The sequence below is a fragment of the Lentzea xinjiangensis genome, from assembly GCF_900110955.1.
In the GTDB taxonomy this organism is placed as follows: Bacteria; Actinomycetota; Actinomycetes; order Mycobacteriales; family Pseudonocardiaceae; genus Lentzea; species Lentzea xinjiangensis.
In genome coordinates this window covers 629509-651454 of record NZ_FOFR01000002.1, presented here as the reverse complement: position 1 = coordinate 651454, position 21946 = coordinate 629509, and the positions used below count along the sequence as shown (strand labels likewise).

The following is a 21946-nucleotide window of genomic DNA, read 5'->3' as shown; positions in this document are numbered from 1 at the left end:
ATGCGCTACGTGGTCTGGACCTTTTTGAGCTCGGCCTCCACCTCGGAGGTGTCGTAGTCGAGCGTCAGCTCCAGCTCACCGGCGCCGCGCCGGGCGGCGGTGGCGAAGTGCTCGGCGAACTCCTCGATCCGCCGCAACGGCTGGTCGGCGAGCCGCGCGGCGGCGTCGTAGAGCGGGCGCAGGCGGTCGGGGGTCGTCGTGCCGCGCAGGTCGGCGGCCCAGTCGAGCAGGTCCTCGTAGCTCTTGGCGAACCGGTTCGCGAGCAGGCGGATCTTGTCGGAGTTGCCTGCCTGACCGGAGGGACCGAACGCCCACTGCTGCTTCTGCGGCGAGAGCACGTCCGCGACGGCGTTGACGATGTCGTCGAACTTGCGGGTGCGCGCGGTGAAGTAGTCGAGCGACTCGGTGTCGGTGCCGAACGTGCGCACGGTGTCGGCGAAGCCCATCTCGTGGTTGAGCTTCTTCTCCTCCAGCGCGCGGATGCTCTGGCCCAGGGCGTCCGCGAACGCCTTGTACTCCCAGCCCGGTTTCGGCGGCCCCGGGTCGACGCCGGCCTTCTTCGCGATCATCTCGGCGAGCTGGTACGGGGTGAAGCGCCGCAGGTCCAGGTAGCCGGTGCTGGGTCGCACGCCGGGAACGTCGGTGTCGTCGAACCGGGCGGGCAGGACGTACGGCCGGTGGGGGTCGGTCAGGCCGCGGGACAGCGCGGAGCGGCGCTCGTGGATCGTCCAGATCTTGCGCACGTAGTGCTCCGACACGAACATCACGCAGAACCGCGAGTCCTCGCGGTAGACCTTGTCCAGGTACTCGGTGAGCTCCTCGCCCCAGAGCTCGTGCTGCGCGTCGTTGTCGTAGAAGTAGCGCAGGCCCATGTCACCGAGGTGCCCAGCCACCTCGCTCACGTAGTCGCGGTTCTCGCCGGCGAACGACAGGCAGACGTCGTACTTGGTCACCGTGCTGATGGTAGTGGCGGGAACCACACTCCCCGTGGGGGAGTTGTCCAGTTATGAGCCTGGGGTTCCTCTTCGCGATGTCGCTGCCCGCTCTGGTGGTGGCGCTGTTCGTCCTGGCGGTGGTCGAGCGGTTCGTGCGGCGGGGGAAGAAGGGCACGCCGATGGCCGCGGCCGGCCTGGGTGAGCTGGGTGCGACGTTCGAGGCGGGCAAGCGCGACGAGCTGGAGTACCGCGAGGAGGAACGGCAGCTTCGCGACGAGGAGGGGGACGGCGCGCCACCGCGCAGCCGGGTGGACCTCGACGCCGGCACCGCCGTGCTGAAGGTGCCCGCACCGCGGCTGCCGGACTGACTCAGCTCGCGGTGAGCAGCAGTGCCGTGGCGATGGCGGCGATGCCCTCGCCGCGGCCGGTCAGGCCGAGCCCGTCCGTCGTCGTCCCCGCCACGGAGACGGGACCGCCCACCGCGTCGGAAAGCGTTTTCTGGGCTTCGTCCCGGCGCTTGCCGACGCGCGGCTGGTTGCCGATGACCTGGACTGTGGCGTTTCCCACACGGTAGCCGGCCTCTTCGACGAGACGGCGCACTTCCGTGAGCAGGACCACCCCGTGCGCTCCCGACCAGCGCGGATCGGACGTGCCGAAGACCGCGCCGAGGTCGCCGAGACCGGCAGCGGACAGCAGGGCGTCGCACAGCGCGTGCGAGGCCACGTCGCCGTCGGAGTGACCTGCGCACCCGTCGACGCCCTCCCACAGCAGGCCGGCGACCCAGCACTCGCGACCTGCCTCGATCGGGTGGACGTCGACGCCCTGGCCGATCCTCACTGCTGGCCTCCGCTGAGAAGTGCCGCCGCGACCGCGAGATCGAACGGGGTGGTGATTTTCATGGCGTGCGCGTGCCCGGGAACTGTGTGGACCGCGACACCGTTCTTCTCCACAAGACCAGCGTCATCAGTCGCGGCGATACCGGAGTGATAGGCGGCTCTGAGAGTCTCGGCGCGAAAACCCTGCGGGGTCTGGACGACCCGCAGAGCGGCCCGGTCAGGTGTGGAGACGACTACTCCGACCTCGTCCACCTGCTTGATCGTGTCGGCCACGGGGAGCACCGGTATGACGGCGTCGTGCCCGTCGCGCACAGCGGCCACGACGTCGGCGATCACCTCGGGAGGTGTGAACGCGCGAGCGGCGTCGTGCACCAGCACGATGGAGGTGTCCGGGATCACGCGGAGAGCGTGGTCGAGGGCGAGGCGCACCGAGTCGGTGCGCTCCGCGCCCCCTGAAAGCACGTGCACCGCCCCGCCGGCCGGGGCCAGCGAGGCGGTTGCGGTGTGCACAAGATCCACATCGGATGGTGGAGCAGCGATGACGACGTGCTGAACCTGGCCTGACGCGAACAGGCCTCGAACGGCACGCGTCAACAGCGGTACGCCGTTGACCGGCACGAGCGCCTTGGGCATCCCGTAGCCCAGACGCTCACCCCGCCCTGCCGCAGGAACGAGCGCGACAACACTCATCGTGCGGCGTCATCCGGTGCGTGGTTTTGCAGTGTCACGTCGTGCGGTGTCACTGTGTTTTTGATCGATGAAAACTACGACGCGGTGGCGAGAACTTCGTCGAGGAGGACCTCGGCCTTGTCCTCGTCGGTGCCCTCGGCCAGCGCCAGCTCGCTGACCAGTATCTGCCGCGCCTTCGCCAGCATCCGCTTCTCGCCGGCGGACAACCCGCGATCCTTCTCGCGCCGCCAGAGGTCGCGCACCACTTCCGCAACCTTGTTCACGTCGCCGGAGGCGAGCTTCTCAAGGTTGGCCTTGTACCGCCGAGACCAGTTGGTCGGCTCCTCGGTGTGGGGAGCGCGCAAGACCTCGAAGACCCGGTCGAGCCCTTCCTGGCCGACAACGTCGCGCACGCCGACGATCTCGGCGTTGTCAGCGGGAACCCGAACGGTGAGGTCGCCCTGCGCCACCTTGAGAACGAGGTACTTCTTCTCCTCGCCCTTGATCACGCGGGTCTCGATTGCTTCGATGAGAGCGGCACCGTGGTGCGGGTAGACGACGGTCTCTCCGACCTTGAAAACCATGTGTCCTCTGCCCCTTTCGCTTCCTCCATCCTAACACGCCCGGCAAGGCCTCGAACGCCGCTCGATGATCCGTTAGTGCTGGTCAGGGCCGCGCGGGGGGTTGACAAACCACCTGTTCGCGTGCAACGTACGGGCTTGTCAAGATCGATTGGCACCACGTCGCGTCCGCTTTCCGGGTCCCGGTTAGGCTCTTTGCCTGGTGGTTGTTCCCTAGGAAGGACGCTGGAGCCGTGAACTCAGGAGTGTCTCGCCGGTTGATCGCGACGGCAGCGCTGGCCGCGGGCCTCGGCCTGGTGGCGGTCGGCTGCAGCGCCGGTCAGGTCACCCAGACCGACACCCAGGTCGCCGCCGTCGACGGTGCGAGCGGCAACGCCGGCCCGATCGCGGTGCGCAACGCCATGCTGGCGTTCCCGCCGGACGGCAACCGCTACCACGACGGTGAGGACGCGCCGCTGACGTTCGTCATCGCCAACACGGGCACGACCCCGGACAAGCTGCTGTCCATCAAGTCGGAGGCGGCCGAGGCGGAGGCCGAGGTCGCCGGCTCGAAGGACATCCCGGCGCAGTACGCGCTGCGGGCCGAGTACGACGCCTCGCACGCGCCGACGAAGACCTCCACGCCTTCGTCCTCCGTCGCGCTGTCGTCGTCGAACGCGCCGTCGTCGTCCGTCGCCCCGTCGTCGTCGGTCTCGCCGTCGTCCTCGGGTGCGCCGTCGTCCTCGTCGGTCACGCCGACCTCGGGTGCGCCGTCGTCCTCGGGTGCCCCGTCCTCGGGTGCCCCGTCGTCGGGTGCGCCGTCCTCCGCCGCCAGGTCGTCCTCGGTGTCGCCGACCTCGTCGTCGGCCGCGCACGGCCAGTCGCTCGAGGTGCTGCAGATCCGCTGCACGCTGAAGAAGCTGAACCGCGACGTGGTGGCCGCGCAGACGGTCAAGATCACGTTCCTGTTCGAGAAGGCCGGCTCCCTGACGCTGGAGGTGCCGGTGGCGCCGTCCGACCACAAGCGCGTCAGCGAGAACCACGAGTCCGGCGGTCACTGAATTTTTGGCCGCTGCTTCGCAGCGGCGGCGAGTCCGTTCTTGGTCGGTCGTCCGGCCACCGCTTCGGGCCGAATCGCCTGCGGCGGTTGACCCGAAGAGGTGACCGGACGACCGACACGGACTCGCAAGAGCACGCGACGCCGCCCCCTCGCCGGGGCGGCGTTTTTCGTGCCGTCGTCGCTGGTCCGCAGCGGCGAGTCGGTGCCGGGCCGGATTCGCGAAGCAGGCAATGCCGCTCCCTCAGCGGGGTGGCGTTTTTCGTGCCTTCGGTGCTGGTCCGCAGACGGCGAGTCGGTGCCGGGCCGGGCTCGTGAAGCACGCAATGCCGCTCCCTCAGCGGGGTGGCGTTTTTCGTGCCTTCGGTGCTGGTCCGCAGACGGCGAGTCGGTGCCGGGCCGGATTCGTGGAAGCACGAAACGCCGCTCCCTCACCGGGGCGGCGTTTTCGTGTGCCAGGGGTCAGGAGGCCTTGAGCATCGGGCGGAACCGGTCGCGGTAGGCCCACGCGAGACCGATCTCGGCGGCGACGACGAGCAGCGCCATCACCATGCCGCTCGGCTCCAGGAAGACGTGGAACAGGAAGATGTTCACGACCACCGGGGCGAGCAGCGCGAGGGCCAGCGGCACGAACCGGCCGGCGACCAGCAGCAGGCCGGAGACGAGCTGGACGCCGGACATGAGCTGCACCATGTAGCCGGTGGCGTACAGGGCGGTGTTGAACGCCACGCCCTCGGGAGCCATCGTGCTCGGGTCGGGGGCGGGCATGAACATCAGGAAGCCGTTCAGGCCGGTGGTGGCGAAGAGCAGGCCGGTCAGCACGCGGGTGACGATGGTGGCGTAGCGGCCGACGGCGAACTTGCGGGTCTTGGTCTGCGTCGCGGTGGTGGCGGTGGTGGTCACTGTGTCCTCCAGGCTGTTGTGTCCTTCCACTGATGCGTCGAACGGGCGTCACCGCGGATCGACAAGCCGCCCGGAAAATCTTGGAACTTTCTTCTGGACGGCCTCTGACCTGCGGTGCGCGTTTCTGTCGGTGGCGTGCTCTACCGTTCGGTCCGTGGCGAAGACAGCGCGGCCGATCTTCCGGTGTGCCGAGTGCGGGCACGAGGTGGCGAAGTGGTTCGGCCGCTGCCCCGAGTGCCAGGCCTGGGGCAGCATCGAGGAACGCGGCGCCGCGTCGGTGACCCGCGTGGTGGCGGGCGCGCCGACGTCGGCGGCGAGGCCCATCGGCGAGGTCGACATCGAGTCGGCGCGGGCGCTCTCCACGGGCGTCAGCGAGTTCGACCGGGTGCTCGGCGGCGGTCTGGTGCCGGGGGCCGTCGTGCTGCTGGCGGGCGAGCCCGGCGTCGGCAAGTCGACGCTGCTGCTGGAGACCGCGCACCGCTGGGCGGAGAGCCACGGCCGGTGCCTGTACGTCACGGGCGAGGAGTCCGCGGGCCAGGTGCGGCTGCGCGCGGAGCGCACCGGCAACCTCCACCCCGAGATGTACCTGGCCGCCGAGAGCGAGCTCAGCGCGTTGCTCGGCCAGGTCGACCACGTGAAGCCGTCGATGCTGATCGTCGACTCCGTGCAGACCATGTCGACGATGAGCGTCGACGGGGTGCCCGGCGGTGTCACGCAGGTGCGGACCGTCGCGTCCGGACTGATCGCGATGGCCAAGGAACGCGGGCTGCCCGTCGTGCTGGTCGGCCACGTCACGAAGGACGGATCCGTCGCGGGACCGCGGGTTCTGGAGCACCTCGTCGACGTGGTGCTGCAGTTCGAGGGCGATCGCCACTCGAGCCTGCGGCTGCTGCGCGGCATCAAGAACCGCTACGGAGCCGCGGACGAGGTGGGCTGCTTCGAGCTGCGCGACGACGGCATCGTCGGTGTGCCGGACCCGTCCGGGCTGTTCCTCACGCGCCGGGAGAAGGCCGTCGAGGGCACCTGCGTGACGGTGATCGTCGAGGGCAAGCGGCCGATGCTCGGCGAGGTGCAGGCGCTGGTGGCCAAGACGAACCTGCCCGCGCCCCGGCGTGCCGTCAGCGGCCTCGACTCCGCGCGGATCTCGATGGCGCTCGCGGTGCTGGAGAAGCGCGGCAAGGTCAACCTGTTCCAGAAGGACGTCTTCACCGCGACCGTGGGCGGCATGCGCCTGGTCGAACCCGCCGCCGACCTCGCCGTGGTGCTGGCGGTCGCCTCGGCGGAGCGCGAGATCGCGCTGCCCGCCGATCTGGTGGTGCTGGGCGAGGTGGGGCTCGCCGGCGAGATCAGGCGGGTCAACGGCGTGGGCAAGCGGCTCTCGGAGGCGGCGCGGCTGGGGTTCAAGAAGGCGCTGGTGCCGCCGGACCACGGACCGCTGCCGGACGGGGTGCGGGCGCTGGTCGCGAACGACCTGGTGTCGGCGCTGGACGTGCTCGGCCTGAACCGGCGGCGGGCCGGCAAGGCGGACGACGACTGAGCCGCCCGGCGTCGCGGTGCGCCGGGGACGGGCCGTGGCGCGCGGGGCGGCTGTGATCGAATACGCGCGTGTTGGGGAGCCACGACGGCGAGATCGGTGAGCTGTTGCGGTTCGCCGCGGCTTTGGTGCCGGCGGAGGTGCAGAGCGAGGACGTGCTCGACCACCTCGACCACGAGGAGTGGGAGCTGGTGCTCGACCTGCTCGGCGAGTTCGACGGCAACACCTGGCAGACACCGCGCTACTGGGCCCTGCTGGCGGAGGCGGCCGTGCAGCTGGGTGCCGACGAGGCCTGGTACCAGTGGCGGTGCGTGGAGTCGATCCAGGGCCTGCTGCGGGTGGAGCTGACGCTGGCGCTGGACGCGGAGCCGGTGCAGGCCAGGGGAGAACGGCCGACCTGGGACCTGACGGCCGGTGAGCGGCGGCTGGCGGCGCTGTGGATCGAGTCCAAGCCGGTGCTGGGGCCGGGGGAACGGGCGACGGCGCGGTTGCGGCCGTTCGTGCCGCCGGCGTGGGCGCACCTGCGCAAGGGCGACGTGATCGCGTTGCAGGGGAGGTCGCCGGGGACGGCGAAGATCATCGAGAAGGTGCCGCCGCGGCCGTGAGCACTGCGGCCCGGGAGAACACCTGAGCGGGTGCCGCCACGACCGTGACGACACCCGCTCAGGTCACTGCTTCAGATCACTGCTCCGGATCACTGCGAGAGCAGCTGGGCACAGCGGATCAGGCCCAGGTGCGAGTACGCCTGCGGGTGGTTGCCCAGCGAGCGCTCGGCGATCGGGTCGTACTCCTCCGGCAGCAGGCCGGTGGGGCCGGCCGCGTCCACCATCTGGGCGAACAGCTCCTCGGCCTCGGTGCGCCGGCCGGTGAGCAGGTAGGCCTCGATCATCCACGCCGCGCACAGGTGGAAGCCGCCCTCGTCGCCCGGCAGGCCGTCGTCGCGGTGGTAGCGGTACACGGTCGAGCCGGACCTCAGCTCGGCCTCGATGGCCGTCACCGTCGACTGGAAGCGCTCGTCGGTGGGGTCGATCAGGCCGGACAGGCCCACGAACAACGACGCGGCGTCCAGGTCGTCGCCGTCGTAGGCCGTGGTGAACGACTGGACCTCGTCGTTCCAGCCGTTCTTCAGCACGTCCGTGGCGATCGTGTCGCGCAGCGGCACCCACGAGGGGTCCAGCTCGCGGCCGAACTGCTCGCCGAGCTTGATCGCGCGGTCGATGGTCAGCCAGCACATGACCTTGGAGTACACGTGGTGGCGCGGCGCGTGCCGCTCCTCCCAGATGCCGTGGTCGGGTTCGTGCCAGCGGCGGGAGACGGCCTCGGCCATCGCCCGGACCATCTTCCAGTCGGCGTCGGAGAGCGAACCGCGGGCCGACGAGAGCTGGACGACCAGGTCGACGACCGGGCCGAACACGTCGAGCTGCACCTGCTGGTTGGCGAGGTTGCCCACGCGCACCGGACGCGAGCCCGCGTAGCCGGGGAGCGTGTCGATGACGGCCTCGGCGCCGAGCTGGGTGCCGTGCAGCGTGTACAGCGGGTGCAGGCGCTCCGGGCCGGGGATGGTCTCCAGGACGCCGTGCAGCCACTTCAGGAAGCCGTCGGCCTCCGCGTAGGAGCCCACCGACACCAGCGCGGCGGCGGTCATCGCGCCGTCGCGCAGCCAGCAGTAGCGGTAGTCCCAGTTGCGGACGCCGCCGAGCTCCTCCGGCAGCGACGTGGTGGCCGCCGCCATGATGGAGCCGGACTCCTTGTGCACGAGCCCGCGCAGCGTCAGCGCCGAGCGCAGCACCAGGTCCGTCTGCACGGTCGGGAGCTTCAGCCCCGCCGCCCAGTCCGACCAGTAGCCCGCCGCGCGGTCGCGGCGGACGGACTCGGCCAGGGGGTTCTCGGAGATGTCGTCGGTGCCGCAGCGCAGCTCCAGCAGCACCGGCGCGCCCTCACGCGGGCGGACCACGGCGCGTGCGGTCTCCTGCACGCCGTCCGAGGTGATCTCCCAGTCGACACCGGGCGAACGCAGCACCATCGGGTCCGAGGTGCCCACGACCCGCAGGCCCTCGCGCTCGCGGAGGAACCGCACCGGCACCTGGCCGAACTCCGGCCGCGGCGCGAACGTGATCACCGCGTTCGTGGAACCGGAGATCCGCCGGACGAGGTCCGTGCGGTGCGACGCGAGGTCGTGCTCCAGGTAGTCGGTCACCAGGAGCCGCGACCAGCGGGTCTCCACGATCATCGTGCCCGGCAGGTAGCGCTGGCCCAGCGGCAGCGACCCGTGCTCCGGCTTGATCGAGAAGTGGCCGGCGGCCGGACCGCCCAGCAGGTCGGCGAAGATCGCCGCCGAGTCCGGTTCCGGGTGGCACAGCCAGTTGACCTTGGCGTCGGGCGTCACCAGGGCCACGGACCGCTCGTTCGCGAGCATGGTCAGCCGCTCGATCGGCACGGCCTGGTCGCCGTGCAGCCACGCGCGGCGCTCCTCCAGCAGGAACGCGAGCACCGTCGCCACGTCGGCGGGGTCGTTCACGTAGTGCTGGGCGAGCGACTCGCCGGCGCCGACCCGGATGCCCAGGTCGGGACCGTGCAGGCGGGCGAACGCCTTCTCGTCCGTGACGTCGTCGCCCAGGAAGATCGCCGCGGTGGCGCCGACCTGGTGGCGCAGGATGTCGAGCGCCTGGCCCTTGTTGGTCTCGACGACAGCGAGCTCGATGACGGCCTTGCCCTCGGTGACCTGCACACCCTCCCAGGTGCACGGGCCGGAGCGCACGGCCGACAGCACCGCCTCGCCGATGGCCTCGCTCGCGGCGCGGCGCACGTGCACGGCGACGGAAGCGGGCTTGACCTCGAGGTGCACGCCCTCGTGGCCGTTGACGATCTGTTCCAGCTCGGCTTCGATGCGCCGCAGCAACGCCTTGGCGTCCGCGTCGAGGGCGTGGACGAAGCCGACGTCGAACTCGGATCCGTGCGATCCGACGAGGTGGACCTCGCCGGGTAGGCGGGACAGGGTGGCGAGGTCGCGCAGCGCACGACCGGAGATCACGGCTGAGGTGGTCTCGTGCAGGCTCGCGAGAGAACGCAGCGCGTTCACCGACTCCGGGAGCGGGCGAGCCTGCTCCGGGTCGCTCACGATCGGCGCGAGTGTTCCGTCGTAGTCGCTGGCGACCAGCAGTCGCGGGGTCCTGGCGAGCTGACAGATGGCTCGACGCAGGTCGGCGGGGAGGGCCTCGGCGGTCAACGCCCCTCCTGGAGCACTCGATGGGTCAATGGGATCTGAAGAGATTCAGACCGAGGTCTGCGTGCCCAACGCCTCCAGGAACGACCTTGCCCAACGGTCAACGTCGTGGGTGAGGACTTGGCGGCGCAGCGCGCGCATCCTACGGCGGCCTTCTGCTGGATCGATGTCGAGGGCGGCCTGCAATGCGTTCTTGACACCGTCCAGATCATGGGGGTTCACCAGGAACGCACTGGTCAGTTCTGCGGCAGCGCCGGCGAACTCGCTGAGCACCAGAGCTCCACCAAGATCGTATCGGCAGGCCACGTACTCCTTGCACACGAGGTTCATTCCGTCCCGAACGGGCGTGACGACCATGACGTCGGCCGCGCTCATGAACGCGACCAGCTCCTCGCGGTTCACCGACTGGTGCAGGTAGTGCACGACGGGTTTGCCGACCCGCCCGAACTCGCCGTTGATGCGCCCGACGGACTGCTCGATGTCCTGGCGCATCGTCTTGTAGTGGTCCACGCGCTCGCGGCTGGGCGTCGCGAGCTGGATCATCGTGACGTCCTCGGGATCCACGCGTCCGTCCGCGATCAGCTCGTAGAGAGCGCGGATCCGGACGTCGATGCCCTTCGTGTAGTCGAGGCGGTCCACGCCCAGCAGGATGCGCTTGGGGTTGCCGAGGTCCGCTCGAATCTGCTTCGCGCGGGCCTGCGTCTCCTTGCGCCGGGCCACCGCGTCGAGGCCCGCGCTGTCGATCGAGATGGGGAACGCGCCGACGCGCACGGTGCGGTCGCCGACCTGCACCACACCTGGCCGGGTCCTGACACCCACGGTGCCGCGGCTGGGCTCGAGGCCGACGAGCCGGCGGGCCAGCCAGAGGAAGTTCTGCGCGCCGCCGGGCCGGTGGAAGCCGACCAGGTCGGCGCCGAGCAGGCCGCGGATGATCTCCGTGCGCCACGGGAGCTGCATGAAGAGCTCGACCGGGGGGAACGGGATGTGCAGGAAGAAGCCGATCTTCAGATCGGGCCGCTGCTCGCGCAGCATCGCCGGGACGAGCTGGAGCTGGTAGTCCTGCACCCACACGGTCGCGCCCTGCGCCGCCACCTTCGCGGTCGCGTCGGCGAACCGCTGGTTGACCCGCACGTAGGCGTTCCACCAGTGCCGGTGGAACGCGGGCTGCGCCACGACGTCGTGGTAGAGCGGCCACAACGTGCCGTTGGAGAAGCCCTCGTAGTAGTCCTCGACCTCTTTGGCCGACAGCTCGACGGGGTGCAGCAGCAGGCCGTCGTCCTCGAACGGCGCCACGTCGGCATCGGCCACGCCGGGCCAGCCGACCCAAGCGCCGCTGTGTGAGCGGAGGAACGGCTCCAGCGCACTGACCAGCCCACCGGGGCTGTGCTTCCACCGTTCCGATCCGTCGGGCAAGCGCTCCAGGTCAACCGGCAACCGGTTGGCCACGACCACGAATTCCGCCCCGTTCTCGCCAATGTCCATGCTCACATTTGTGAGGCTAGTGCGCGGCCGTGCGGTCGGCGTGCCGTGTAACCCCCGTCACAGGGAGGTTCACTCCAACCGACGCTTGGTGGGTTTGAGCGGCCCGGACATGCGTGGACCTGCGAACTTGCGCTCCAGACGGCCCAGTCCGGTGCGCACGGGCTGGGCCAGGTATTCGCCGAAGACGACACCTCCGGCCAGGGCGAGAGCAATGCCACTCGCGAAGACCAGCGTGCTCAGCCCGGCCGGATCGCTCTCGGCCGTGAGCTGGAACAGCCCCCGGTAGGTGGTCCAGCCCGGCAGCAGCGGGACAACCCCCGCCTGGACGACGACGAGCGTGGGGATGCGCAGCCGGCGGGTCATCGTGGCGCCGCCGAAGCCGGTGATCGCGGCGGCGACGGCCGACCCGAGCAGGGGGTCGAGGCCGAAGGTGGTCACCAGGCCGTAGGCGGCGGTGCCGATCGCGCCGGAGACGGCGGCGGCGACCAGCGCGCGGGGCCGCGCGTAGCAGGCGAGGGCGAAGAACGCGCTGGTCGCCGCACCCGCCGCGAACTGCATCGGCACCGCGGAGATCAACGGCGGCAGCGGGTCGCTGAGCCGGATCTCCAGGCCGAAGTGGACCGCCGTGCGGATGGCGAGCGCGACGCCCGCGATCAGGCCCGCGCTGAGCAGCACGGTCTCCACGGTGCGGCCGGCGGCGGTGACGTTGTAGCCGGAGATCGCGTCCTGGACGGTGCTGACCAGGGCCAGCCCGGACAGCAGCACGACGATGCTGACGGCGACCAGCAGGCTCGGGCGCACGGCCGGCAGCAAGCCGGTGGCGTAGACGGTGAGCGCGGCACCCGTGGCGAGCGCACCGCCGACGAGCTGCTGGAAGAAGAAGGGCAGCGCACGGCGGTTCAGGACCCTGCCGACCCGGTCGATCACGGCGGTGACGACGGCGGCGGTGACGGCGAGGGACGGGCCACCGCCGACGAGGAACGCGACCGCGGCGGCCATCCCGGCCCACGCGGCGGTGGCGACCCAGCGCGGGTAGGGGTGCTTGGCCGTCGTGATGGCCTCGAGGCGGGCGTGCGCCTCCTCGACCGGCCCGAGGTTGCGCACGAGGTGCTCGACGGCCGCGAGCCGGGTGTAGTCGAGGCTGCGCTGCCGGACCACGCGCACGGCGGTGACCGGCGGCGCTTCGGTGCCCCGGTGGCACGACACGCTGATAGAGGTGTAGATCACGTCGACTTCCGTGTGCGGAAGTCCATAGCTCTCGGTGACGGAGAGAATCGTCGCTGTCACATCGGCCGCGCCCGCGCCACTGGCCATTTGGACCTCACCGATCCTGAGCGCCAGATCGAGTACCAGGTGAACAGTGGTGTCGTCGGGCAGCGAGGGGCCGTGCAGGTTGTTCGTTGAAATCTTGCGCACCTCCGTTGTGCGATCGTGACGGGCACTTCCGCAGTTGCTGTGGCGTCGACCACCCCCGATCGAGCGACCCGAAAAGGAGGACATGATCACGTTCCGTCGATTACCCTCCTGACCTGGTCAGGGCGGCCTGGTTGGCGCCGTGATCCATCGGTTGGTTGGTCCGGCTCCGGTCGGAGCAATCCGATCACACTGAGAGCAGACCGTTCGCCGCAGGGAGCACCCGCAAGGGACGCTTACGATGTCCGCGAACACGAGCCAGGCCGGCGTAGCTCAATTGGCAGAGCACTCGCCTTGTAAGCGAAAGGTTAGGGGTTCGATTCCCCTCGCCGGCTCTTGTGAACGGGGGTTCGCCCAGCAGGGCGGGCCCTCGCTGCATTTGGACATGAAGGTTCGTCAGCTTTTGCGAACGAGCCCGGTAAAGCCCGCGACGCTCAGCGTGGCGAACGACCAGCCGAGGACCTGCACGACCCAGCCCGCCCCGGTCGCCCACTGCCCGGCGGCCCCGTTCGCCAGTTCGCACCGCGGTGTGCCACCGAGCTTCACCAGCGGGATGGCGAGATCGGCCGCGAGACTGATCCGGTTCACCGGTGAGCAGGCGTCGGCGGGGCGGTCCTTCGCCGGGGTCAGGCCGTTGAGCTCGCCCGCCGTCCACACCAGGCCGATCGCGAGCAGGAACGTCACCAGCAGGCCGGCCACGGCCCGGGAGGGCCGGTAGCCGTAGCCGAGCGTGACGCCGAGGAACCAGTGCCACAGCTTGTTGCCGGGGTCGCCGCGGTGCCGGAGGTCCTCCTGCTGGGCGATGAGGACCTTGCGGGCGGCGTGCTCGTGGCCGGCGGCGCGGTGGACCGCCGCGAGCTGCTGGTACGGCTGGGCCTCGTACCGGAACGTGTGGTCGCGCAGCATCGTCAGCCACGCGTCGGTGTCGTCCGGGGGCTCGGGATAGGTCAGACCGTTCACCGTCGCGGCGAACTCGGTGTTCTCGACCAGCTTCGGCACGTCGAGCCGCAGCGCCCGTCCCGCTCTCGTGCTGAACAGGTCGATTGTGAGCCCTTCACCGTGGTTGACGGTCTTCTCCGGCCGGATGGTCACCTCGCCACCGACGTCGGTGTCGCTCACCTCCAGCGCGGAGGAGGGTGCGGTGGCTTCGAGGAGCTTCCCGCCGATCAGCAGGTTGCCGTCGACGGTCGCCCGGTGGACGGAGATCGCCTGGCCGCGCCGGTTCCGGACCGACCCGTCGATCACGAGCGCGCCGCCCACCTTCGCGTTGACGATCCGGATCGTGGCGTCCGCGCTGTTCGCGAGGGCGTCGAAGTCCTCCGCGAGACCGATGCCCGCGCGGACGTGAGCGCCGTCGGCGCACAGGGCGTTTCCCGCATCGCTGCGCAGCACGGTGCCGGACACGTTCAGCCCGCGTGCCGTCGCGTCGACGAAGGCCAGCGCGTCGCCGTCCCCTCCTGCCCGCAGGAAGGCGCGGTGGAGCCCGACCACGCCGCCGATCTGCCCGCCGTTGAGGTGCAGCGCGGTACCGGCCGCGTCGATGACCGCGTCGTTGAGGATGAGGTCGATGCCGATCTCGCAGCTGTCGAGCCAGCACCCGATCCCTTCCGCGGCGATGAACACGCCGGACATCCACACGTCGCGGCTGATCCTCATGCTGCCGCCGGTGAGCCCTCCCAGGCTGCTCCCCTGGAGCAGCAGCGGTCCGTCGATCCTCACGTTGTCCAGGTCCAGAACGCCGGTGCAGCGGGCGTTCCGCATGGCGAAGTAGCTCGTGCGCAGGCCTTCGGCGTCGACGCGGGGCATCGTCGAGCCGTCGAGCGACAACCCGGGCAGTTCGGTGTGGAACAGCGACAGCGGTTCCTCGAAAAGGCAGTCATCCAGCAACAACGGCATCGTGGACTGGAAGAAGTCGAGAGCGAGCTGACCGGTGATCCGCGCACCGGACACCTGGAGCCCCACCGGACCGAGGTCTCCCGTCTGCAGCAGGTCGTGGATCGCCTCGGCGCGCAGCACGTTGTCGCCGCGCCGCGAGAGGTCCAGCACCTCGCCCGCCTCGGCGGCGCGCCTCAGGTCGTGCTCTGTCCCATCAGGACGTGACATCGTGGGCCCCATGTCCTATCTCGCGGATAGCGCGCGCTACGACCAGATGACGTACCGACGGACCGGCCGCAGCGGTCTTAAGCTGCCGGCCATCTCCCTCGGCCTGTGGCACAACTTCGGCGGCGACCGGCCGTACGAGCTGGGCCGCGGCATCGCGCGCAGGGCGTTCGACCTCGGCGTCACGCACTTCGACCTCGCCAACAACTACGGCCCGCCCTACGGCTCGGCGGAGATCACGTTCGGGCGGATCCTCAAGGATGATCTCAGGCCCTACCGCGACGAGCTGGTGATTTCGACGAAAGCCGGCTACGACATGTGGCCCGGCCCGTACGGGGAGTGGGGCAGCCGCAAGTACCTGCTGAGCTCGCTCGACCAGTCGCTGACCCGCATGGGCCTCGACTACGTCGACATCTTCTACTCGCACCGGTTCGACCCGGAGACGCCGCTCGAGGAGACGATGGGCGCGCTGGTCAGCGCCGTGCAGCAGGGCAAGGCGCTCTACGCCGGTGTCTCGTCCTACTCGCCCGCGAAGACCCGCGAGGCCGCCGAGCTGCTCAGGAGCGCCGGTGTGCCCTTGCTGATCCACCAGCCGTCGTACTCGATGCTGAACCGCTGGATCGAGCCGGAGCTGCTCGACACCCTGGAGGAGGTCGGGGCGGGCTGCATCGCGTTCTCGCCGCTCGCGCAGGGCATGCTGACCGACCGCTACCTCGACGGCATCCCGGAGGGCTCGCGCGCGACGCAGGGCAAGTCGCTGTCGACCGACCTGCTGACCGACGAGAACCTCGCCCGCGTCCGCGCGTTGAACGAGATCGCCCGGTCGCGCGGCCAGTCGCTCGCCCAGCTCGCGCTGACTTGGACGATCCGCGACCCGCGCGTCACGTCGGCGTTGATCGGCGCGTCGTCGGTGGAGCAGCTTGAGCAGAACCTCGCGGCACTGCAGGCGCCGCCGCTGACCGACGACGAGCTCGCCGAGATCGACCAGCACGCCGTCGAGTCGGGCATCGACCTGTGGGCGCCAAGCTCCCAAGCCGACTAGTTCTGGGAACGCGGGGGCCCCGCGTTTCCTTGTGGGGAACGCGGGGGCCCCGCGTTCCCCACAAGGCGGGGGAGGCGGATGGTGAAGGTTGTGGAGGAGGGGCGGCTGGTCAGCTCGATCGTGCCGCCGTGCGCGTGCACGAGCGACTGCACCACGGCGAGGCCGAGGCCGCTGCCACCGCGCTGGCGGGTCCGCGAGTCGTCCACGCGGTAGAACCGGTCGAAGATCCGCGCCTGGTCCGCCTCCGGGATGCCGGGGCCGGTGTCGCTCACCCTGAGCACGGCCGAGCCGTTCTCGGCGGTCACCCGCACCCGCACCGCGGTTCCCGGCGGGGTGTGCACGGCCGCGTTGGTCAGCAGGTTGTCGAGCACCTGCCGCAGGCGGGTCGCGTCCGCGGTCATCAGCACCGTGTCGGCGTCGACCTCCAGCGCGTGCGACGGCCTGGCCGCCCGGAACGCGTCCGCCGCCGCCTCCGCGACCACGGCGAGGTCCAGCTCCTCCTGGCGCAGCGGCGGCTCCGACTCCGCGGAGTCCAAGCGGGCCAGCAGCAGCAGGTCGTCGAGCAGCACGCTCATCCTGGCCGCCTCCGACCGGAGCTTCTCCAGGTGCTTCTCGCGTTCGCCCGGCTCGTTCGCCGCCGCGTACTTGAACAGGTCCGCGTAACCGCGCAACGACGTCAACGGCGTGCGCAGCTCGTGCGACGCGTCGGCGATGAACCGCCGGAGCCGTTGCTCCGCGGCCGTACGGGCGGCCAAGGAGGAGTCGATGTGGGCGAGCATCTTGTTGAACGCCTCGCGCAGCTCCTCCACCTCGACGCCGCCGCCCCGCCCGTCCACCCGCACGGCGAGATCGCCCGAGTCCGTCAGGTCCTGCGAGGAGATGTCATGCGCGGTGTCGGCCATGTCCGACAGCGGTTGCATGCCCTTGCGGATCAGTGCCTGGCCGCCCACCACCAACGTGACGAGCGCGGCCAGGAACGCGATCACGCCGACCGTCACGAGCTGCGAGATCGTGCCGTCCCTGTCGTTCATCGGAGCCGCGCTGACCAGCACGATCTCGTTCTCCCTGACCTCGCACGCGCGCAGCCGGAACTTGCCGTCGCCGCGCAGGTACTCGGTCTCGAACGTGTCGCCGTTCAACGCCTTCCTCGCGATGGCGTCGAACTCCGCGCGGTCCTCCGGCTGCTGGTCGCCCGGCTGGGCGCGCAGCTCGCCGTTCTCCACCTTGTAGACGACGGCGAACCAGTCGGGCGGGAGCTTGCTGACCTTGAGGTGGTACTCGACCTCCTTGGCCGCGCCCTGCTGGCTGATCGCGATCTGGTCGTCGAGGCGGCGGTCCAGGAAGGTCTGCATCGACGTGACCATGACCCAGCCGACGATCACGAACACGGTCAGCGCCAGCGCGCCCAGGGCCAGGGCGAGACGGGTCCCGAGCCGCCATTGGCCGACGGGTTTCACCGCGAGCTTCACGGGTCCGCTCACTCCGCGGCTCGGCGGAGCACGTACCCCACGCCGCGCACGGTGTGGATCAGCGGCTCGCGGCCGTCGTCGAGCTTGCGGCGCAGGTGGGAGATGACCAGCTCGACCACGTTCGAGCGGCCGCCGAAGTCGTACTCCCACACGTGGTCGAGGATCTGCGCCTTCGTCAGCACGGCCGGCGAGCGGCGCATCAGGTAGCGCAGCAGCTCGTACTCGGTCGGCGTCAGCGTCACCAGCTTGCCGCCCCGGCGGACCTCGCGCGTGTCCTCGTCCATCACCAGGTCGGCGACCTTCAGCACGGAACGCTTCCACGACGGGCCCGTCGAACGGCGCAGCACGGCCCGCAGGCGGGCCATCAGCTCCTCGACGGAAAAAGGCTTCACGAGGTAGTCGTCGCCGCCTCGGGTGAGTCCCGCCACACGGTCCGCGGTGCCGTCACGGGCGGTCAAGAACACCACTGGGACCATCGCGCCGGCCGCCCGCATCCGATCGAGAACGGTGAATCCGTCCAGGTCAGGCAGCATGAGGTCGAGCACGACGATGTCCGGCTGGAACTCGGCGGCCTCCCTGAGCGCGTCCTCGCCGTTGAGCGCGGTGGTGGCCTGCCAGCCCTCGTACCGGGCGACCGTCGCGACCAGGTCAGCGATGTGCGGCTCGTCGTCCACGACGAGCAATCGAACCGAGTTCCCCTTGTCCACGTGCTCATGGTGCGTCACCTGGTGCTCCGCCCGCTCGATCGACAGGAAGTCGACAGCCCGGGCAAAGCGGAGCCACAGCTCCGGCGCAGAGGATCGACCACGACCGACGAAGACCGCCAGCGACCGCCCGATCGAGGAGCCCGCCGTGACGACCACCCTGCCGCACCCCGTGCGACCGGCTCCGGCCGGGCGGGCGACGCCGCACAAGGCGCTGGCCAAAGCCGGTCTCTCCCTGTTCCTCCTGGCCAACGCGGCGTTCGTCACCTACCTGTTCGACGCGGCCGGCACCGGCTCCGACAAGCTGGTGAACCTCGGCCGGCTGACGGGTCTGTACGGCGCGCTCGCGATGGCGTTCCAGCTCCTGCTGGTCGCGCGGCTGCCGTGGCTCGACCGCCGGCTGGGCATGGACAAGCTGACCTCGTGGCACCGGTGGGTGGGCTTCACGATCTTCTGGATGCTGGTCGGCCACCTGGTCTTCATCGCGTTCGGCAACGCCGGTGACGAGGGCCCCGTCGCCGAGGTCGTACGCCAGGCCACCGAGCTGGAGGGCATCCTCCGCGCGCTCGTGGCGTGGGCGATCATCATGGTCGTCGGCGTGGTCTCCGCCCGCTTCGCGCGGCGCCGGATGGCCTACGAGACCTGGCACTTCATCCACCTCTACACCTACATCGCGATCTTCCTCGCCTTCACGCACCAGGTCGCGGTCGGCAGCACGTTCCGCAACTCCGCGCTCGCGACCGGGTACTGGTGGGGGCTCTGGACGGTCGCGCTCGGCTCGGTCTTCGCCGGCCGGCTGGTGCTCCCGCTCTGGCGCAACTGGCGCCATCAGTTCCGCGTCGCCGCCGTCGTGCCGGAGGCGCACAACGTCGTCTCGGTCTACATCGAGGGCAGGGACCTCGACCGGCTGGGCGCGAAGGCGGGCCAGTTCTTCCTCTGGCGCTTCCTGACCAAGGACCGCTGGTGGCAGGCCAACCCGTTCTCGCTGTCCGCGGCGCCGAACGGCAAGTACCTGCGGCTCACCGCGAAGGCGCTCGGCGAGGGCAGCGCCGACGTCCGCAACGTCCGGGTCGGCACCAGGGTGTTCGCCGAGGGGCCGTACGGCGCCTTCACGACCATGCACCAGACCAAGGCGAACGCGCTCCTCGTCGCCGGTGGTGTCGGCGTCACGCCGATCCGCGCGCTGCTGGAGGAGATCCGGGGCCACGTCGTGGTGCTGTACCGGGTGAGCGACCCGCGGGAAGCCGTGCTGCTGCGCGAGATCGAAGGACTGGTCAGGGCGAAGGGCGCGGTGCTGCGCCTGGTCACCGGGTCCTCGAAGACCATCACCGCGAACGGTCCGCTGCTCGGCCCGGAGAACATCGCCGCGCTGGTGCCGGACGTGCAGGACCGCGACGTCTTCATCTGCGGCCCGAACGGCATGACCGACGCCGTGGTCCGCAGCCTCGACGAGCTGGGAGTGCCTGCCAACCAGGTCCACGCCGAGCGCTTCGCGCTGGCCGACTGAAGGGGTCCGACGACGTGAAGAGGGCAATTCCCGTCCTGGCGCTGAGCGTGGCCGGCCTGGTCCCGGTCTGGCTGTACTCGCCGGGCTCCGGCCACGGGGGCGAGATCAGCGAGGTTGCCGCGCCGGAAACCCAGCAGCAGCAACAACAACAGTCCGCGCCGCAGACGACGGCGTCCGCGCCGAAGGCGAGCGGGTCCACCGCGCCCAGGGCGACCGGAGCCGCGCCGTCGGCCCAGCAGCCGCAACCGCAGCAGGCCCAGCCCCGCACCGTGTCCGGGCCGGCGGTGCAGACGTCGGAAGGCACCGTGCAGGTGCAGGTCACCTTCCAGAGCGCCAAGATCACCGACGTCAAGGCGTTGCGGGCGCCCAACAGCAACCCGACCAGGATGGCGCTGCCGCTGCTGCGGGAGTCGGCGCTCAAGGCGCAGAGCGCGGACATCGACACGGTGTCCGGCGCGACGGCGACCTCCGAGGGCTACCGGCAGTCGCTGCAGGCCGCGATCGACGGAGCGCGGTAGGCGTGGCCGTGCGGCGCGTCGAGCACATCATGGGCCTGCCGATCTCGGTGGACCTGCGTGACGGCGACGCCGCACTGGCCGACCGGGCCTTCGCGTGGCTGAGGGAGGCGGACGAGCGGTTCTCGCCGTTCAAGCCGAGCAGCGAAGTGTCCAGACTGGACCGGGGTGAGCTCGGCGTGGAGGAGCTCACCCCGGATCTGGTCGAGGTCCTCTCCCTGTGCGACTGGTACGAGGAGTCGACCGGCGGCGCGTTCACGGCGAACGTGCCCGGCCGCGGGCTCGACCCGTGCGCGGTCGTGAAGGGCTGGGCCGTGCAGCGGGCCGCGGACGTCCTGCGCGAGGGCGGGGCGACCTCGTTCTGCGTCAACGCGGGCGGTGACGTCGTGACCTCCGGCGAGCCCGAACCGGGAAAGCCTTGGCGCGTGGGCGTTCGCCATCCCGATCTCGCCGACCAGGTCTGCGTCGTGCTCGGCGTGCGGGACGGAGCCGTTGCCACGTCAGCGTTGTACGAGCGCGGGCACCACATCGTCGACGGCCGGACCGGCGAGCCCGTCACCGGACTCCTGTCGGTGACGATTTTCGCCGACGACCTCGCGATCGCGGACACCACCGCCACAGCAGCGTTTGCGCTGGGCAGGGACGGGATCGGGTGGGCGGCCGCGCAGGAGGGGTGCGAGGTCTTCATCGTCGACGAAGATCGACGCGTGCACTCGAGTCCTGGACTTCCGGTACACCTCTGTTAACATGCCAGGCCAACGGAGCTTTGACTCCGGGGCACGTTTCTCGTTGATCAAGAGCTGGATCGGAGCTCGCGCTCGGGGCAAGACCCGGCCTGCTGTCGACCAACAACTCGTGCGAGAGAGCCTGTCCGGCGAGCGAATTCGGGAGCGCGCGCCGGACGGGCTCTTTCTGTTCCCGCCGCCGGACCGGACGTCTCGCGGGTGCGAAGCCGGTCAGGCGTAACGGTCCTCGTTGAAGTCGATGTTCACGGCGGACATGCCGAGGTCCCGGCCCATCGCGTCCAGCACGTCCACCATCTCGAGCCCGCTCAGCCAGTCGCGGGGCAGCGCCTCGGTGCCGTGCAGCGCGCCGAGGATGTTCCCGGTCAGCGCCGCCGTCGCGTCACTTCCGCCGGAGTGGTTGGCGGCGGCCCGCATCGCGTCCACGAACTGCACCGGCTTCGGGTGCGTGAGCACGGTGTAGACGGCGATGGCCAGCGCCTCCGGGCCGGTCCAGCCGCTGCCCAGCCGGTCGACGCGCACGGACGAGTCGCCGTCGTGCTCCTCGGCCAGCACCACCGCGCGGGTCAGCACCGTCGCGGTGTAGGTGTCGTCGCGCAACACCCGGCCGATGACCTGGTCGATCGCCTCGCGCAGCGGCCTGCCCTTCACGGCGAGCAGGTGGACCAGCAGCGCGAGCGCGCCGCCGGACACCCAGCCGCCCGTGCCGCCGTGCGTCAGCGCGGCGAACCGGCAGCCCAGGTCGTACGCGATCGCCGCGGACGGCGCGAAGCCGGCGGGCGCGGTGCGCGTGACGCCGTTGCAGCCGGACGACTCGTTGTGCGGGTTCTCCGGTGTGGACGGTGTTTCCGCGGCCAGCGCGCGCAGGCACGTCAGCCCCGGCGAACGGCTCTCGTACAGCCTCTCGTCCGCGAGCAGGCCCACCGCACCCTGTTCGGGGGCGGGCTGCTGCTGGGTGACGAGCCAGCGCCGGTAGCTGTGCCACACCATCTCCGCCGGCTCCCACTCGCCCGTCCTCTTCCCGCGCACCCACGCGCGCAGGTAGCCGTCGGCGGTGAAGAGCGTGAGCTGGGTGTCGTCGGTGAACAGGGCGGGCTTCGGCGGCGCCAGCACGCCCTCGGGACCGTGTTCGCGCTGGATGTCGGCCCAGCCGAGGTACTGCACGGGCGCGCCCAGGGCATCACCGAGAGCGCCGCCGAGGAGGCACCCGGCGCCGCGGTCAACCACGGAGTTCCGATCTCGCGGCACGGATGA

General features: G+C 70.4%; 20 protein-coding genes and 1 tRNA gene. 9 read left to right on the top strand and 12 right to left on the bottom strand.

Going from position 1 to position 21946, the window contains the following annotated elements; translation table 11 throughout:
* Window positions 1-5: 5 nt before the first annotated feature.
* Complete coding sequence (locus tag BMW88_RS08530) at window positions 6-953, bottom strand: toll/interleukin-1 receptor domain-containing protein (protein WP_143116010.1); 948 nt, start codon at window positions 951-953, stop codon at window positions 6-8.
* A 53-nt stretch (window positions 954-1006) separates the two neighbouring features.
* Between BMW88_RS08530 and BMW88_RS08525 the strand changes: the two genes are divergently transcribed.
* Window positions 1007-1303: a DUF6191 domain-containing protein gene (locus BMW88_RS08525; protein ID WP_089950024.1), complete on the top strand. Its 297-nt coding sequence runs from the start codon at window positions 1007-1009 to the stop codon at window positions 1301-1303.
* 1 nt (window position 1304) lies between these two features.
* On the opposite strand, the gene ispF is transcribed toward BMW88_RS08525, so the two are convergent.
* From ispF to BMW88_RS08510, 3 genes are all read right to left on the bottom strand, one after another.
* Window positions 1305-1772: a 2-C-methyl-D-erythritol 2,4-cyclodiphosphate synthase gene (gene ispF, locus BMW88_RS08520; RefSeq protein WP_089950023.1), complete on the bottom strand. Its 468-nt coding sequence runs from the start codon at window positions 1770-1772 to the stop codon at window positions 1305-1307.
* A complete protein-coding gene (ispD, locus tag BMW88_RS08515) occupies window positions 1769-2461 on the bottom strand; it encodes a 2-C-methyl-D-erythritol 4-phosphate cytidylyltransferase (protein ID WP_089950022.1) in 693 nt (230 codons plus the stop codon). Before ispD ends, ispF begins: the two co-directional genes overlap by 4 nt.
* Before the next feature lie 74 nt (window positions 2462-2535).
* The gene (locus BMW88_RS08510; protein WP_065915127.1) at window positions 2536-3024 is read right to left on the bottom strand and encodes a CarD family transcriptional regulator; all 489 of its coding nucleotides are present in this window, start codon (window positions 3022-3024) and stop codon (window positions 2536-2538) included.
* 230 nt (window positions 3025-3254) lie between these two features.
* Between BMW88_RS08510 and BMW88_RS08505 the strand changes: the two genes are divergently transcribed.
* Complete coding sequence (locus BMW88_RS08505) at window positions 3255-4061, top strand: copper chaperone PCu(A)C (protein ID WP_143116009.1); 807 nt, start codon at window positions 3255-3257, stop codon at window positions 4059-4061.
* A gap of 458 nt (window positions 4062-4519) precedes the next feature.
* Here the strand turns inward: BMW88_RS08505 and BMW88_RS08500 are convergent, their stop codons facing one another.
* Complete coding sequence (locus tag BMW88_RS08500) at window positions 4520-4960, bottom strand: hypothetical protein (RefSeq protein ID WP_089950020.1); 441 nt, start codon at window positions 4958-4960, stop codon at window positions 4520-4522.
* Between the two features lie 154 nt (window positions 4961-5114).
* Here BMW88_RS08500 and radA point away from each other — a divergent pair, with 154 nt between their 5' ends.
* A complete protein-coding gene (gene radA, locus BMW88_RS08495) occupies window positions 5115-6497 on the top strand; it encodes a DNA repair protein RadA (protein WP_089950019.1) in 1383 nt (460 codons plus the stop codon).
* A 68-nt stretch (window positions 6498-6565) separates the two neighbouring features.
* Window positions 6566-7099 (top strand): hypothetical protein, encoded by a 534-nt coding sequence (locus BMW88_RS42685; protein ID WP_089950018.1) that lies wholly within the window; start codon window positions 6566-6568, stop codon window positions 7097-7099.
* 89 nt (window positions 7100-7188) lie between these two features.
* Here the strand turns inward: BMW88_RS42685 and otsB are convergent, their stop codons facing one another.
* From otsB to BMW88_RS08475, 3 genes are all read right to left on the bottom strand, one after another.
* Window positions 7189-9720: a trehalose-phosphatase gene (otsB, locus tag BMW88_RS08485; RefSeq protein WP_089950017.1), complete on the bottom strand. Its 2532-nt coding sequence runs from the start codon at window positions 9718-9720 to the stop codon at window positions 7189-7191.
* A 45-nt stretch (window positions 9721-9765) separates the two neighbouring features.
* Entirely contained in the window at window positions 9766-11199 is a 1434-nt protein-coding gene (locus BMW88_RS08480; protein ID WP_089950016.1) for an alpha,alpha-trehalose-phosphate synthase (UDP-forming), read from the bottom strand.
* 69 nt (window positions 11200-11268) lie between these two features.
* Window positions 11269-12699, bottom strand: coding sequence for a threonine/serine exporter family protein (locus BMW88_RS08475; RefSeq protein WP_089950276.1), 1431 nt, complete (start codon window positions 12697-12699; stop codon window positions 11269-11271).
* Window positions 12700-12874: 175 nt separating this feature from the next.
* Between BMW88_RS08475 and BMW88_RS08470 the strand changes: the two genes are divergently transcribed.
* Window positions 12875-12947: transfer RNA gene (locus BMW88_RS08470), tRNA-Thr, on the top strand.
* Between the two features lie 61 nt (window positions 12948-13008).
* Here the strand turns inward: BMW88_RS08470 and BMW88_RS08465 are convergent.
* Window positions 13009-14715 (bottom strand): hypothetical protein, encoded by a 1707-nt coding sequence (locus BMW88_RS08465; RefSeq protein ID WP_143116008.1) that lies wholly within the window; start codon window positions 14713-14715, stop codon window positions 13009-13011.
* A gap of 10 nt (window positions 14716-14725) precedes the next feature.
* Here BMW88_RS08465 and mgrA point away from each other — a divergent pair, with 10 nt between their 5' ends.
* Window positions 14726-15754, top strand: coding sequence for an L-glyceraldehyde 3-phosphate reductase (mgrA, locus tag BMW88_RS08460; protein ID WP_089950014.1), 1029 nt, complete (start codon window positions 14726-14728; stop codon window positions 15752-15754).
* On the opposite strand, the gene BMW88_RS08455 is transcribed toward mgrA, so the two are convergent.
* Window positions 15751-17223: a sensor histidine kinase gene (locus BMW88_RS08455; protein ID WP_245777634.1), complete on the bottom strand. Its 1473-nt coding sequence runs from the start codon at window positions 17221-17223 to the stop codon at window positions 15751-15753. The two genes, mgrA and BMW88_RS08455, sit on opposite strands and share 4 nt — an antisense overlap.
* An 8-nt stretch (window positions 17224-17231) precedes the next feature.
* A complete protein-coding gene (locus tag BMW88_RS08450; protein ID WP_089950274.1) occupies window positions 17232-17948 on the bottom strand; it encodes a response regulator transcription factor in 717 nt (238 codons plus the stop codon).
* A gap of 127 nt (window positions 17949-18075) precedes the next feature.
* Here BMW88_RS08450 and BMW88_RS08445 point away from each other — a divergent pair, with 127 nt between their 5' ends.
* The 3 genes from BMW88_RS08445 to BMW88_RS08435 are packed head-to-tail and all read left to right on the top strand — an operon-like array spanning window position 18076 to window position 20695.
* Window positions 18076-19434: a ferredoxin reductase family protein gene (locus tag BMW88_RS08445; RefSeq protein ID WP_425434625.1), complete on the top strand. Its 1359-nt coding sequence runs from the start codon at window positions 18076-18078 to the stop codon at window positions 19432-19434.
* Between the two features lie 14 nt (window positions 19435-19448).
* On the top strand, window positions 19449-19952 hold the full coding sequence (locus BMW88_RS08440) for an FMN-binding protein (RefSeq protein WP_089950013.1): 504 nt from the start codon (window positions 19449-19451) through the stop codon (window positions 19950-19952).
* 2 nt (window positions 19953-19954) lie between these two features.
* A complete protein-coding gene (locus BMW88_RS08435; RefSeq protein WP_245777633.1) occupies window positions 19955-20695 on the top strand; it encodes an FAD:protein FMN transferase in 741 nt (246 codons plus the stop codon).
* A 210-nt stretch (window positions 20696-20905) separates the two neighbouring features.
* Here the strand turns inward: BMW88_RS08435 and BMW88_RS08430 are convergent, their stop codons facing one another.
* Window positions 20906-21940 carry an ADP-ribosylglycohydrolase family protein gene (locus tag BMW88_RS08430; protein WP_089950012.1) on the bottom strand — a complete coding sequence of 345 codons (1035 nt, stop codon included), beginning with the start codon at window positions 21938-21940 and terminating at the stop codon, window positions 20906-20908.
* Between the last annotated feature and the right edge of the window lie 6 nt (window positions 21941-21946).